The following is a 14,623-nucleotide window of genomic DNA, read 5'->3' as shown; positions in this document are numbered from 1 at the left end:
CCACCCGTTCAATACGTTGCTCCTGGAGAAATCGAAGCAATTTCACTTGAATGGCACTGGGCAATTCACCTATCTCATCCAAGAATAGTGTCCCGCCGGCAGCCATTTCGATACGCCCCTTCCGCTGGATATGGGCTCCCGTGAATGATCCTTTTTCGTGCCCGAATAGCTCACTCTCCAGCAATGTTTCAGGAATTGCGCTGCAATTAATGGCAATAAATGGGCCCTCTCCCCGTGAACTCCGCCGGTGCACGGCCATGGCAGCCATTTCTTTCCCGGTGCCACTCTCCCCAAGTAATAGTACCGGCGCATCCGTTGTGGCCACTTTACGAATGGCCGTAAACACTTGCTGCATTTGAACACTTGTGCCCAACATCCCTTCAAAGCCTTCGTCCCCTACCTGATCCCGAAGGGCCATCGATTCGCGCTCGAGATGGGCCAGATAGAAAGCACGCTTCAAGATGATCTTTAACTCGTCGGTTTCTATCGGCTTACTCAAGAAATCGTAGGCCCTTTCGCCAATAGCTTTGACAGCATTATCCCGCTCGCCTTGCCCCGTAATGACAATCACTTTTACCAAAGGATCCTGCGCGAGCATTTCACCGAGCACCAGAAACCCTTCCACCGTATCACCCGGATATGGCGGAAGCCCCAGATCAAGCAGTACAACAGGCGGATGCACTTCCTCCATCAGGGCCATGGCAGCGGAACGATCGCCAGCTAATGAGACTTCATAGTCCTCGACCAAAGCCCACTTCATCTGCGTCCGAATATCTTCCTGATCATCCACTATCAGCAGTTTCGGTTTCATGGCTTTTCTCCCGGCACCGGAAGAAACACACGAAATGTGGTTCCGATACCTATTTGACTTTCAACCTCGATTTTTCCGTGATGCGCATCGACAATCATTTTGCAGTGAAACAGCCCTATCCCTAAACCTTCCTGTTTCGTTGTCTGAAAGGGACGGAACAGGGACTGCTCCATAAATTCCGGAGTCATCCCACATCCGTTGTCAGATACGGACAATACAACCCCTCGCCCAACCCTTTCCGTTTGGATGCTGATCTTGCCCTCGGTCCCTAACGCATCACGTGCATTTAGGACAAGATTAGTAATCACTTTTTGCATCTGTTCAGCATCGACCATTGTCAGGGGAATCAAATTCAGTTCCGTGGCCACCATGTCCGGTCCGCACCCGACCAATCCCGCCAGCGTACTCTGGACTACGATATTGAGGTCGGCAAGTACAGGCTTAACATCCAGTTTCTGCCTGAGACAACTCAGCCGCAGGATCAGTGCATTGATTTTATCTACACTCTTCGATATCGCTCGCAACGCATCCTGCCTGAATTCCGGATCATCGAAATGTTTTGGCAGATTTTGAAGCATGAGCGACAACGTGGAGGCCGTATTCTTCAAATCATGCACAAAAAAGGCAGACATGGACTGAAATGCCTTCAGTTTCTGGGCTTCCCCGAGTCGGCTGGACAACTTAATACTCAACAAAATCGCTACGATCTGATTCCCGATAGTTCGAATCAAATCAAACTCCTCGATCGTGAAGGGAAGTCCACTGACCCGGTCTCCCATTATCAGAACTCCAAGGACTTCATCCCTCGTCGCCAGAGTCAGAAAATAATAGTCGCCCCCTTTCTCAAATTTCTTTCGGGACAATTGCTGAAGTACCACGCCAAGTTCCCCAGTCACCTCAAGAACGGCTGTCGGATAGACATTCTCACGAAGTACCCGCACCGCACTGGTGCCTAACTTCCCCTCTCCAATTAAAGTCCGGGCATCCCCTTCAGAGAGCGAGGTAGACCCGCCAAGGGAAAATGTGTGCCTATGCTCATCGACCAACCAGATGGTCACCGAAAGCACCTCTAAGGTCTCCGAAATGAGTCGGGTTACCTCCCGGCAGAACTCAAACGGATCGGTGAGCGAAGCGGTTCGTTCTGTAAATTTCGACCACACTCGGCGATAGTCATACTGGGGCCTATGAAGATGGTGACTGATAAAGCGCTTCGTACGCTGCCGTAACCGGTCGGACAAGAGAACAATGGTTACCCCGCTCATCCCCACCAGGACCAGAAATGCTTGTAAAGGAAAGGAATTCCCCACCTGTAAATAGGCAACCGCTTCGGCAAGCAACCCCACCAAGAGCAGGTACGCACCCGCCACAATCACAGTCAGCGAACCAAAAAGGGGCCTATATGACGGATACAAATCCACCGCTCCCAGAGAACCCCGACTTAATGCCACAGACATGAATACGCCACCAATCATCAGCGCACCTGCGTCCAGACCGGTCAGATCCACATTGATGGAAGAATATAGGACGGTCTGGATAGATGTGTAGCACCGCACCACAAACAGAATGCCCACACCCAGAATCATGTACTTGACCCGCCAGCGCATGATTCCCCTCGACTCCCGCAGCGTGGATTCCAAGTTCATCAAGCAGAGAACGCCCCCCACAATGAAAAGGACATTAAGGAGAACACCGGATTGGGCAAGCGACAACATCCACATGGCGTTCGGGCCGGCCCCAGCCTCACCGCTCAACAACTCATTCCACGACAGAGCGACCACTCCAATAGGCAGGATAAATGCCCCGACAAGGATGGCCCTCCATCGAACCACAAACTCTCTTTCATTCCCCCGCCCATAAGTCAGACTAAAGAGAAGCCAGCATCCCGGTAATAATGCCATCACAAGAAGACGCCACCGCTGCCAGATTAACACCTCCGGCAATAGAAATGCAGAGGCGCTCAACCCGGCCAGAAGGCTTTCCCCCCCCAGGAACGTCATTCCCAAGACAAAGGCAATTCCTACCCGTGATCGTTTCGGTTGACGATAGAGCGCAAAAACACTCACAGCAACAGCGACCATTGCCGCGATAAACGAGAAGAAACATTGCACGTTCAAGGCATCCTTTCCCGTCAGGTCAATTTTTACTCACAGGACAATACCCTGAGCAAATCCTTACCCTTATTCGCCCCCCCGCGCTATATATAAAATGACATCATTCAGATTTCTTTACAAATACTTACAGTTCCTTGCCTTGCTAAGCATATGTCATGCCACTAGTTGTAAACTTTCCAGACACTCGGTCATATCACATTTGTAACAAGATGCTTATACTGAATATATTCACACCACAACACCTGTATAAAGGCGCCTGAAATGAAAGCATTTGTAAAGAATTCCGACACTACGTCATGATCAGGCCAGGATTCAAAGTTCGAGTTTCAGGAGGCTTCCGCGGGGCGTTTTTCTCGCCATTCGCGCGGGGATGCCCCTGCGTGTTGACGAAACCATCGCGTAAAGTAACTCGGATCGTCATAGCCTACCAGGCGCGCCACTTCATTGATGCTTAGAGTCAGATCAACCAGATATTGCTTGGCCCGCTTGAGCCGCTCATTCGAAAGGTACTCGGTAAAAATCTGACCTGTATGGCGGTGAAACAAGGATGTGAAATGATTGGGAGTCAACCGGGCAACGGTGGCAAGCTCTTTGACAGATAGCGGCAAATCAGGCCGCTGCCGAATCAAGTCGCACACAACACGAACCAACATAGGGACCCCATCTGTTCGCTCCGCACCTTCCGCCAGTTTATTCTGACTACTATTCCGAATCAGTTCCTTCATGATCGACGCCGCCCCTCCACCTTTTTGCATCGCCAGAAGTTGCTGCTGAAGATCATAATTCCGCTTCACCTCTTGAATAGCCGTCCCCAAGGCCCGCATAATCTGAAGCGCCCCACGCCGGCCCTTTTCATTCAACTGGGGTAGCTTTAAAAAAGCTTTTCGTAATGCCACCAGGTCCACCCCCAACTCGATGCCACGCTTCCGAACTTCAGGCCAAGCCGCCTTCCCGGGAAACATGCAAAAACTCAACACGGCCACTGCCCCCAAAGAAGAGTCATCCACAGGAGTCACCAGAACTTCACACCCCAGATGACATCGATGCTCAACTTCGCCTCCCGTGCTTGCGGCTGTGGTCATTAAGACATGACACATCTTGCAATGTTTGCCCCCCTCCCTGGTCGAATGTATCAGCCTGCAAAATTCTGTCCGGGTACTATCCTTGACTCCCACAAAATACTGACTCCACCCGTCTTCATTGGGATAGACAACCAAAACCCTCAGGCCCATGATTTCGGCAACCATTTCCCCTAATTGCAAAATCAAGGGGTGCTGCAAGATCTTCTGATCCAAACTATCTGCATCAGGAATCTTCATAAATCATCTTTCTATTGTTAAGTCAAAGCAGTACACGCGCACCCCACAAAGAAATCAATATCTGACTCAGTATGAACTGCAGAAACAAAACCCACTTCAAACTGGGAAGGTGGCAAATAGCAACCGGCCTTTAGCATTCCTCGGAAAAAGGCTGCGTACGCCTTCGCATCACAGTGTTTCACCGTCGCCAGATCGGTTGGCGCCATTCGCATAAAGAAAGGCGTGAACAAGCCCCCCAATCCGGCACAGTGCAGCGTGATTCCTCGCTCCCGGGCAAGAGCATTAACCCCCTCGGTCAAGCGCCGCCCGAGTTTCTCCATCCGGGGATAAGGATTTTCCTTTTGAAGCAACGACAGTGTCGCCAGCCCCGCAGCCAACGCCACCGGATTCCCGCTCAACGTGCCCGCCTGATACACCGGCCCCAGCGGCGCCAGTTTACGCATCACGTCTTCGCGACCACCTACCGCGCCAACAGGCATCCCACCCCCAATAATCTTGCCAAGACAGGTCAGATCCGGCGTCACTCCGCACATCATCCCATACGTCGTGGGCCCCAACCTGAACCCGGTGATGACCTCATCAAAGATGAGCAAAGCACCACACCGGTCTGCCGCGCTACGCAATCCCTGAAGAAAGCCGGGCGCAGGCGGAATCAACCCCATGTTGCCCGCGACAGGCTCAACGATAATCGCCGCAATCTCATCGCCTTGTGTTCTTACAATTTCATCCACGGCATCGAGATCATTATAGGGTGGCACCAACACCTCGGCCGCCGCTGTCGGCGATACTCCCGCAGAGGAAGTAATGCCACCGGTCAGAAGGCCGCTCCCCGCCGAAACCAAGAGATAATCAGCGTGTCCATGATACCCGCCATCAAACTTCAAAATCTTCCGACGCCCCGTAAACCCGCGCGCCAGCCGGATCGCAGTCATGGTGGCTTCCGTCCCTGAACTCATGGCCCTTACCATTTTCATGGACGGCACAAGTTCACAGAGGCGTTCAGCAAACTCCACTTCTCGGGGCGTATTGATTCCAAAACTGGTGCCTTCGGCCGCCGCCCGACCAATCGCCTCGATCACTTCAGGATGGGCATGCCCCATAATCAGCGGGCCCCAGGATCCACAAAAGTCCACCAGCTCAACCCCGTCGGCCGTCTTAATGCGCGCCCCTTTACCGCTTACCACGTAAAGCGGATCGCCTCCCACCGAATTAAAAGCACGGACAGGACTATTCACCCCGCCCGGTATTACACGCGTCGCTCGATCAAACCATTCACGGGAAGTCATTGCTGGTCATCCTTTCAGGAAAATTTCATCATACCGGTTAGCCCAGTAAGAAATAATCAGATCCGCACCGGCACGGGACAACGCCATTGTGGATTCGCGCACCATACCGCCCAAATCGCCCCAACCGCGTTCCGCCGCCGCGATCAGCATGGAATACTCACCACTCACATTATAAGCGGCAATGGGCAGATCCGTCTGATCACGCAGACGGGCCAGAATATCCAGGTAAAAAAGGGAGGGCTTCAGCATCAAAATATCGGCGCCCTCCGCCTCATCCATCTGCGACTCCCGCAGGGCCTGCCGCAAGTCGCCATACGAGGCCTGGTAACTTCGCCGATCCCCTTTTTGCGGAGCCGACTCCTCGGCCTGTCGGAAGGGGCCATACATGCTGGAGGCAAACTTGGTAGAATAACTCATCAGCAAGGTCTGCTGAAATCCTTCGGCATCAAGCGCCTTTCGGATACTGGCTACCTGACCATCCATCATCGCACTGGGCGCAACCATATCCGCCCCCGCCGCCGCATGGGAAACCGCCATCTTCGCCAGCACCTTGTTCGCAGCATCATTATCCACATCCCCAGTCCCGGTCAGTGGCCCGCAATGCCCGTGCGCCGTGTAAGCGCACACACACACATCCGAGGCAATCACCAGATCGGGAAACTCCTTGCGAATGCCGCGGATCGCCTGCTGTACTGGGCCACAATCATCATAGGCCGCCGTTCCAGACTCATCTTTTTGGCCTCCCTCAACCAGCCCGAAAACCAGGATACTTTCAACGCCCATATCCACCACGCGGGCTAACTCCTTGAGCAACACGTCCACGCTCATTCGCCGCTGGCCGGGCATCGCCTCGATGGGCTCACTGATGCCGGAACCGTCCTTAATGAAGACCGGCCACATAAATTTTTCCGGGCCCGGCATCGGCATATCAAACAGACGCCTGAGCGCCGGGGTCCGCCGTAACCGCCTCAATCGAACTTCAGGAAATGTACTCATGTGTCGCCTCTCTCCATTACCTCTCTCACAAAGTGTCCGGCCAACGCCTCCAGACTGGACTCCACGGTCGCCTCAGGAGGTACCAGATCTGCCGAAACGCCACAGTGCGTCAACGCGGCCAACGTGGGTTTCCCGATGGCAACCACAAACACGCCCTTAAGCGAAGCCGCCCCCCATTGCTGATCATATACCTCAACGGCCGACGCGCTGGCGAAAAATGCCACATCAAAAACCGGCTTCACTCCCTGCTGAATCGGCAGGTTATGATACAACACACAGTCATCCACGATCCCGCCTAATTTCCGTAGGGACTGGGCCAGGGCTGGCCCCGCCTTGTCAGATCGCAACCGCAAAATACGCGGCTTCGCGCCCATCAACGGCTCAACCTTTTTTAACAGGCTGTCGGCGCTGAAATCAGAGGATGGCTCGATGTCCGCCTGGAGCCCTAAGGCCCAAAGCTCACGAGAGGTCCCCCCGCCACACGTGACAAGTCGCGGCACCTTCCGCAAATCCGTCCAGACACTCCGGAGCACCTCCCCGAAACACCGCACCGCCGAAGGCGACGTCAAGACCACCCAATCATAGTCTGCGATCTTCTGAATACAGGATAACGCCTCTATCGTCGCTTCAAGCTTGATCAGCGGACGACATACCGGAATTCCACCATAATCAGTCACCTGATCAGCGGCCTTATCCTGCAGGGCATGACTGGCCGTCAGCAACACGCGCCGTCCTTCCAGGGCGCCCCAATTCGGGTACTGATATTTCGCCGCCTCCCCCACGATAAGCAACCCCGGCATTTCAGTATCTGTTGCCTTGATACAGCCCGCGATGTTTGCCAGATCACTGGTGATCGAGAAAGACTGATCACTCCCGGCCCCGAACACCACAGCCGCCTGCGTCGCAGGGGACATCCCCTCGGTAATCAATTGTCGCACCACCTCGTCAGCCACAGACAGAGCCATAAAGAATACGATCGGCAAGGTCCGTCGCTCATCCGCATTGACCGAGCCTGTTCCGCCCCCTTCCTTACGGGGCGTCATGACGATAAACCCACGCGAGACCCCGCGCCGGGTCAGCAATTTACCAGTCGTTGAAGTGGCCGCACTCAGGCTACTGACGCCGGGCATGACCCGATAGGGAAGCCCCAGCTCATCCAGTGCTTCAACCTCTTCTGCCAATCGCCCAAACACCCCGGGATCTCCCCCCTTGAGCCGGACCACCCGCATTCCGCGGCGGGCATATCTTGTGATGAGATAGGTGGTTTCATCCTGAGGCATACTGTGCTGACCACACCGCTTGCCGACATCGATGCACTGCACGGTGGAAGGTAACAGGCTGATTAGATCGTGACCCAGCAACGTGTCATGGAGACAGACGTCACATCGTTTAAGTGCATTCAAACTCTCTAAAGTACACGCCCCTGCCGAGCCCACCCCGGCGGCCGCAAACGTCACAGACTTTACAAACAACCGGCGCAGATGCAGGAATCGTTGATCCCCCGCCCGAAAGGTCATCGCGAGAAATCCCTGCCCATCTGGCGGCGGTAACACACTGAGGGGAATCCACTCGGAAATGCGATTCTGCAACCCCAGCCGGTTCATGGCCGCGCCTGCCATCACAATGAGATCAAAATCCCCTTGATCCAACTGCCGCAATCGCTCTTCAATCGTGCCCCGGATCGGACTTTGTTCTGCCAAGGGAAAGCGGTCACGACAATAGGCTTCCCGCCGCCCGCTACTCACCCCTATCCGGCCATTCGCCGGCATACTGGCCATGTCCTGCCCCACCGGCCTGATCAACACATCACGGGCATCTTCGTGCCAGGGTAACCACACCCAATCCAACCCCTCACCAGCGGGATCCGGCACATCCTTGGCACTATGCACGGCGCAGTCCAAAACCCCCGAACGCACCTGGTCATCCAGATCCCGTGTAAAAAAATCCGGCGGACTTTGCCGTAGGTCGGTGACCTGATCCCGATCACCCGGCGACGAGATGGCTACGGCCTCCCAGCGACTTCCAGGCAGGCAGACCTCAAGCTGCGCCAATACCGCGCGGGTCTGTAAAACCGCCAACGGACTCGACCGGGTCCCGACTTTAAATACTTCTGATGATGCTTTCATACTGCCTCTGATACTCTCTGCTAAGCCCGCTCACCCCTGATTTTAAAGGTTTAGCACGAGCAATACGGATTTTATCGGCCAGCCGGAGCCCGGCGTCCATCCACTCTTTCATCATAACACCAGCCCACCCGACCTGAGTGCTGTCGCGCAAAGCGGCTCTCAAAGTTTCTTTTTCAGTGACGCGGCTCACGCGAGGTTCGCCCTCCATGTGGGATGAGCGAGACGCTACAGAGAATTCTAATGGAGGGCGAACCTCGCGTGAGCCGCGCGAACATGAAGGCAAACGGGAGTCACCACAAAGCCCTTCGGCTACATATTCAACCGCCGAAGCCCCTTCCTGCACACAACATCGTCCGGGAAAGCGCGCGCGAATACAGTCCATCATGAGTTTGGCCACAACATTGGTTTGACATGCCAGAACCGCCAGAACCTCAATCCGATCCGCCCGGTTCAGGATCACAAATTCATGAATCCCCCAGATCTGCTTGAGTATCGCACCCAGCTCAATAACCTGGCTCTTTGCTGTACGTCGAGGGCGCTTGATAGATACCACTATCAAGTCAGCGGACCCCAGTATATCCAGATGCCGTGCCAGATAATCCTTGGTCAACCTAGCACGCCGGCAGGATTCACCTCCCGTCGAAATGGTTAAGGTGAGGTGGGGCCGTCTCAAGGTGGCCGGGATCAGAAAATCAGCCTCAGTCCAGTGCGCATCCGCTGCGGAACACATGATGTTCTTCTGACGACAAAGCCGCAGCACCTCTCCGTTCACCGTCAGACTGTCTGTTGCCGCCACTACCACCCGCTGCCCTTTGAGATCCGAACTCCGGAATGGGCGCGCCTTGTACTGGATACGCCCCTCTGCCGTCCACCGCCGGATGTCTTCAGAAGCCTCCGGTCCAACCACCGTTACAGAGGCACCCGCCTCAAGTAAATGCCCCACTTTGCGCGCCGCAATCTGGCCGCTGCCAACAACCAAGCAGGAACGCCCCTCAAGCATGAGGTTCACTGGCAGTGTTTTACGGATTCGGGATTCGTCTCGCATTGTTATTCCTGTACCGGCAACGCCGGCTCCAAATCATAATCATAATCGTAATCGTAATCCTTTCCGGGGCAATCGATTACGATTACGATTAAGATTACGATTACGAACATGAACATATCCTTACCCAAACTCGATCGGTTTAGGGTGAAATGGCATCAGCCTTTTTCAGCAATTCATCCGCCTGATCCATCCAAATTTTCACCACGCCATCAATTTCACCCAATCCCCTGATAACAGGTACGACTTCAATCCCCGCCCGGGTCAGGGACGTTGCCCAGGATTTTTCGCTCTGCCCGGCAATGTCTTCCTTCGCTGTAAACCCGGCCACCACCATACAAGGTACTAACCAGACTTTTCGCACGCCGTCGGCCAGACATTCACGAACCACCGCATCACGGTCGGGCATGCCTAGGATCATACCGAGTCTAAGTCGGGAGTCAACCTTGCGACAACTCTGGGCTGACGCCATAAGTGTCTTTTCAGCCCGTGGATCCGTACTTCCATGTGCTACCAGAATCACACGATTCTGATCGCCGGGAGGGGAAGGCAACCCCGCCAAGAGGGCCGCCAGCGCCCGAAGCCAATCCGCCTCACTGACCATCAAGGCGCGCCCCAGCACCACCTTCATCCGGGTTCCCGGCTGGCGGCTAAAGACCGACACCGTGTCCGCCAGTTCCCCGAATTCCATGCCATCCGTGAGATGAAGGGACACCACCGCGACCTGCGTCACCCCATCTTCCTGCAAGGCCAATAACGCCTCCCCGGGGCATTTTGCTTCAATCCCCTGCTCCGCCAGTTTACGCCGGACCGGAGCCGATGTGTAAGCCCAGCACAGTTCGACACCGGGAAAGCGGTGGGTGGCGGCAGAGGTGATGTGATCAAAGGCCTCTTTGGCACCCGGACACGTGGTGCCGGGGACCGCAAAAAGTATGCCTTTTCGCGGCTCACAGAAAAAAACCGGACTCGATTTTTTAAACTCACGGACTGACCACAGCATACGTCCATCGGAGAGCCCGGCATCAACGCCCAGTTGCTCGAAAATCCGTATGGCCTCTTCTCGTGATTTGGCATGAATCATGGCATACAAATTATATGGGAAAGCCGCAAACGAGGGACGCTCATAACAATGGGTCACATGCTGACTCCGGGCTAAAATTTCTCCAGCCTCCCTGATCCGATCAGCTTGAACTTTCCAGACGCACATACTGTTGGCGGAAAACCCCAACTGCCTGTGGCGCAGAATCAACCCGATACGACGGATAACGCCCTCCTTCTCCCAGCGTTTGAGCAACTCGAGCAGCTCCGCAGACTTCATTCCAAGATCTTCAGCCAGCATGCCAAACGGATCTTCGCTTACTTCAATGCTAGCCTGTAATCGTCGTACAACCTTTCGCTCCCACTCCGGAAGGCCCCCCTGAGGGGCCGAGCCCTCTCGTGCTTTCGAAGTCCCGCCCTGCTCTTGACGCCCGAAGACGGCCTCGATCTTGAATTTCTTTAGTGCGGGCAGATTCAGAACCTCATAAGGCCCCAAGGCCGCCGAAGCCCTCCCAAGCTCTTGCTCGAGCGCTTCCGCTGGCGCCGTCATGGTGAACCAGAGATTGGGATACCCTTCCCGTTCATAGCAATGAGTGATTCCGGGGTGTGGCGCAATCCGGGAGGCAGCCGCCTCCAACTCAGCGGCAGGTACATCAGCCGCACAGAGCGTGCTCAGGTAGCCCAGATTTCGCGATTCGAATACCGCACCAAACCTACGGGCTATTCCCGTCTCAAACAAGGAACGAACCCGTTCCAGCACTGCCGCCTCACTCAATCCAAGCCCTTTCCCGATCTCTGAAAAAGGCCTGGAGACAAGGGGAAGTCCCTGCTGGAGAATCACCAGCAATTTCGCATCAATAGTGGTTTCAGCTGTATTCACAGATCTTTCCCCTTGGTCTTCGGATGATGCAACAACCCATCCATCGTATGGCTCAATGCCATTACGGGGTGGCGCACCAACATACGCGGTCCTGCATAACGCATGACGTCCCGGACGGTATCACGCATGTCAGGCTTGTAACAATGGGTGGTACAAGCCGAACATTTCGGCTTATCGGAGCCATACCGGCACCGCTCCAACCTGGCCAAAGCATACTCCTGCAAAGCCTTGCACTCGTCGCAAAGCTCCGCTTGCGGCTTATGATGATCCCGGCAATACAACCCGATCATCGCCTTGAGAGTTTTGGCTTCACGTTCGAATCGGATCATAGGAACAATCGGGATCTTCCGACATGAAATCGGAGGTGGCCGCATAGGCCCGGGCACGACAGCCTTCACAGACAACTCGATAGCCGCAGGAACCGCACTTACCTTTAAGCTGATCAGGATTCCGTAACGCCTTGAAGACCTCCGAACTCTGCCAGATCTCATTGAACGGTTGTTTCCGGACATTCCCCACACAGAGCGGAAGATACCCGCAAGGCTGAACATCACCTATCCGCGAAATAAAGCACACAGCGGATCCGGCCAGACACCCGCGCGTCATCGCCTGCATCCCGCTCGTAGCTCCAGGGCCGCCGGCGCCATGCCCATGTCCCAAACCATGTCCAGCCCCGTGTCCATGCCCGGGCATCGGGATCCCCTTCTCGCGCGATACCTCACGCATGATCCGGTAGTACTGCGGGGCACAGGTGGCTTTGATGTGGATGCGATCCCGCAATTCAATGGATTTCGCAAAGAGCCACCGCAGAAAATCCTCCATTTGTTTGGAGGAAAGCCGCGCATCATCGCTAATCTGTGCCCCGCACCCCACAGGCACCAAGGCAAACACGTGGAAGGCGTCGGCTTTTCGCGCGAGCACAAAATTCAGTAACTCCTCGACTTCATCGATATTATGCTTGGCCACCGTGGCATTCACCTGAAGCGAGGCGCCGGCACGCGCCAGGGCGTCATAGCCGCGAACCGTAGCCTCAAAACTACCCGGCACACCACGAAATGCGTCATGGGTCTCGGCCTTGACGCCGTCCAGACTCACACTGACCCGCTTGATCCCAACCTCCACAATCCGCCGCGCCATGGCGTCATCCACAAGGGTGCCGTTGGTGGCCAGCGCAACCCGGCTGAACATCCCCACGCAGGCCTCGGCAATCTCAAAGAAATCCTTTCTCACCAGGGGTTCGCCCCCAGTGAGAATCATGATCGGATCGCCCGCCTTGCGGATATCACGCGCGACCGAGATGATTTCCTCGGTGCTTAACTCGCCCGCCACAACTTCATCCGAAGCCTCGGCACGACAGTGACAGCATTTCAGATTGCACCGAGCTGTCAGTTCCCAGAACACCAACCGCAGCGCATCCTCGGTCATAGCCCGATCTCCTTATCAGTCAGGTAACAGTCAGGCTCAGGAGCCCAGACATCACCCGTCATCGCTTCGGCGCGAACACGGAAATTACCATTGCAGATATCCAGCCATTTACAGGCGGCACACCGACCTGTCAGGTATTTCTTCCGTTCCCTCAGCTTACCCATCAAGGGCTCGGAAGTATCCGTCCAAATCTTACTGAAGGGCTTTTGGGTGACATTCCCGAACGAATAGTGGCGCCAGAATTGATCCGGATGCACGGAGCCATCCCAGCTTACGCACCCGATCCCTGTACCACTGCTGTTCCCGCCATTCATTTTGAGAAGTTTCAGCACTTCCGCCGCACGGGCGGGATCTTCCTTTAGAAGGCGCAGATAAAGATAGGGACCATCCGTGTGATTATCCACGGTCAATACCTCAACCTTCTTACCCCGGTCATGAAAGTCCTTGGTGCGATCCATGATCAAGTCCACCGTGTTCCGCGTTTCCTCATGGGACATGCGTGCTTCATGAATGAGCTTGGTACCGCGTCCGGCATAGACCAAATGATAAAAACAAACGCGGGGAATTCCCTCTCTCTCAATCAGATCGAGCACCTCACCGACATCACGATAGTTCTCACGGGTCATGGTGAAGCGCAGCCCGACCTTGACGCCGGTCTTGAGGCAATTCTGCACTCCATCCATCGCCATCCGGAAGGCGCCCTTGACGCCGCGGAAGCGGTCATTGGTAGCCTCCATGCCATCCAGGCTGATCCCCACATACGACAACCCGGCGTCTTTCAGGCGGGTAGCGATTTCAGGGGTGATCAGGGTTCCGTTCGTGGACACGACCGCCCTCATTTTACGACTGGTTGCAAACTGGATCAGTTCAAAGATATCCGGACGCATCAAGGGCTCACCACCGGAAAACAAAATAACCGGGGCACCGAACTCGGCCAGGTCTGCCAAAAGGCGCTTCCCTTCCTCATTCGACAGCTCATTAGGATAGTTCTGATCCCGCGACTGGGAATAGCAGTGCACGCACCTCAAATTGCAACGCCGCCCCACATTCCACACCACGACAGGCTTCTTGTCGGCTGAAAACTGAAGCAAATGCGACGGCAGATCCTTGGACAGGCGGCCGTACCGCAGGGGGTCAGATGCTTCCACCGTACCGCAATAAAGTTTAGATATTCCAATCATTTATTTATATCCTCCCTATCAAACCCAAACAGGTCATTGACGACTCGCACATAACTATCCAACTCACCTTTTTTTGCCGCGCGCTTGAGCGCCTCCCGTGGTTCCGCCAGGAGTTTGGCCACAATCTTGCGGGCCATCTCCCGTATTTCTTCACGACTGGGTTCCGGCAAACCGGCCAGACGTTCTTTAGCAAGCGACCGCTTCAACGCCGCCTCACAGATCTCTCGCCCATGCTCATCAAACTTGCGCAACACCTCCCGCAAGCCCCCCCCCTCAAAATGCTCCGAAATCTCCGTCAGCCCCTGACGGACAATGATCCAGGCCTGCTCTACTGCCTCGCGCCGCTTGGCTATATTCTCAGCCGCAATCAGTTGCAAATCATCAATGGAGTAGACATAGACATTTTTA

The 14,623-nt window shown here is 55.0% G+C and carries 12 protein-coding genes; all 12 read right to left on the bottom strand.

Annotated elements, in window-relative coordinates:
* A partial coding sequence (locus tag WCI03_13720) for a sigma 54-interacting transcriptional regulator (protein ID MEI8140911.1) occupies positions 1-811 on the bottom strand: 811 nt, incomplete at its 3' end.
* Positions 808-2,919, bottom strand: a complete 2,112-nt coding sequence (gene prsK, locus WCI03_13715; GenBank protein ID MEI8140910.1) for an XrtA/PEP-CTERM system histidine kinase PrsK — start codon at positions 2,917-2,919, stop codon at positions 808-810. The genes WCI03_13720 and prsK, both read right to left, overlap by 4 nt.
* A gap of 329 nt (positions 2,920-3,248) precedes the next feature.
* The gene (locus WCI03_13710) at positions 3,249-4,241 is read right to left on the bottom strand and encodes a helix-turn-helix domain-containing protein (GenBank protein MEI8140909.1); all 993 of its coding nucleotides are present in this window, start codon (positions 4,239-4,241) and stop codon (positions 3,249-3,251) included.
* 17 nt (positions 4,242-4,258) lie between these two features.
* The gene (gene hemL / locus WCI03_13705; GenBank protein ID MEI8140908.1) at positions 4,259-5,527 is read right to left on the bottom strand and encodes a glutamate-1-semialdehyde 2,1-aminomutase; all 1,269 of its coding nucleotides are present in this window, start codon (positions 5,525-5,527) and stop codon (positions 4,259-4,261) included.
* A 6-nt stretch (positions 5,528-5,533) separates the two neighbouring features.
* Positions 5,534-6,523: a porphobilinogen synthase gene (gene hemB / locus WCI03_13700; GenBank protein ID MEI8140907.1), complete on the bottom strand. Its 990-nt coding sequence runs from the start codon at positions 6,521-6,523 to the stop codon at positions 5,534-5,536.
* Positions 6,520-8,649 (bottom strand): hydroxymethylbilane synthase, encoded by a 2,130-nt coding sequence (hemC, locus tag WCI03_13695; protein ID MEI8140906.1) that lies wholly within the window; start codon positions 8,647-8,649, stop codon positions 6,520-6,522. Before hemC ends, hemB begins: the two co-directional genes overlap by 4 nt.
* Positions 8,624-9,694 carry a bifunctional precorrin-2 dehydrogenase/sirohydrochlorin ferrochelatase gene (locus tag WCI03_13690; GenBank protein ID MEI8140905.1) on the bottom strand — a complete coding sequence of 357 codons (1,071 nt, stop codon included), beginning with the start codon at positions 9,692-9,694 and terminating at the stop codon, positions 8,624-8,626. The genes hemC and WCI03_13690 overlap by 26 nt, the downstream gene beginning before the upstream one ends.
* Before the next feature lie 139 nt (positions 9,695-9,833).
* Entirely contained in the window at positions 9,834-11,609 is a 1,776-nt protein-coding gene (locus tag WCI03_13685) for a sirohydrochlorin cobaltochelatase (protein MEI8140904.1), read from the bottom strand.
* Positions 11,606-11,938, bottom strand: coding sequence for a nitrous oxide-stimulated promoter family protein (locus WCI03_13680; GenBank protein MEI8140903.1), 333 nt, complete (start codon positions 11,936-11,938; stop codon positions 11,606-11,608). Before WCI03_13680 ends, WCI03_13685 begins: the two co-directional genes overlap by 4 nt.
* Positions 11,919-13,034: a radical SAM protein gene (locus tag WCI03_13675; GenBank protein ID MEI8140902.1), complete on the bottom strand. Its 1,116-nt coding sequence runs from the start codon at positions 13,032-13,034 to the stop codon at positions 11,919-11,921. The genes WCI03_13680 and WCI03_13675 overlap by 20 nt, the downstream gene beginning before the upstream one ends.
* Positions 13,031-14,215 (bottom strand): 12,18-didecarboxysiroheme deacetylase, encoded by a 1,185-nt coding sequence (ahbC, locus tag WCI03_13670; protein ID MEI8140901.1) that lies wholly within the window; start codon positions 14,213-14,215, stop codon positions 13,031-13,033. Before ahbC ends, WCI03_13675 begins: the two co-directional genes overlap by 4 nt.
* Positions 14,212-14,623: hypothetical protein (locus WCI03_13665; GenBank protein ID MEI8140900.1), on the bottom strand; the 412-nt coding region annotated here is incomplete at its 5' end. The genes ahbC and WCI03_13665, both read right to left, overlap by 4 nt.

The sequence above is a fragment of the bacterium genome, assembly GCA_037143175.1.
Taxonomy (GTDB): Bacteria; Verrucomicrobiota; Kiritimatiellia; order CAIKKV01; family CAITUY01; genus JAABPW01.
The sequence above is the reverse complement of the archived record's forward strand: the minus strand, read 5'-3'. Positions and strand labels throughout refer to the sequence as shown.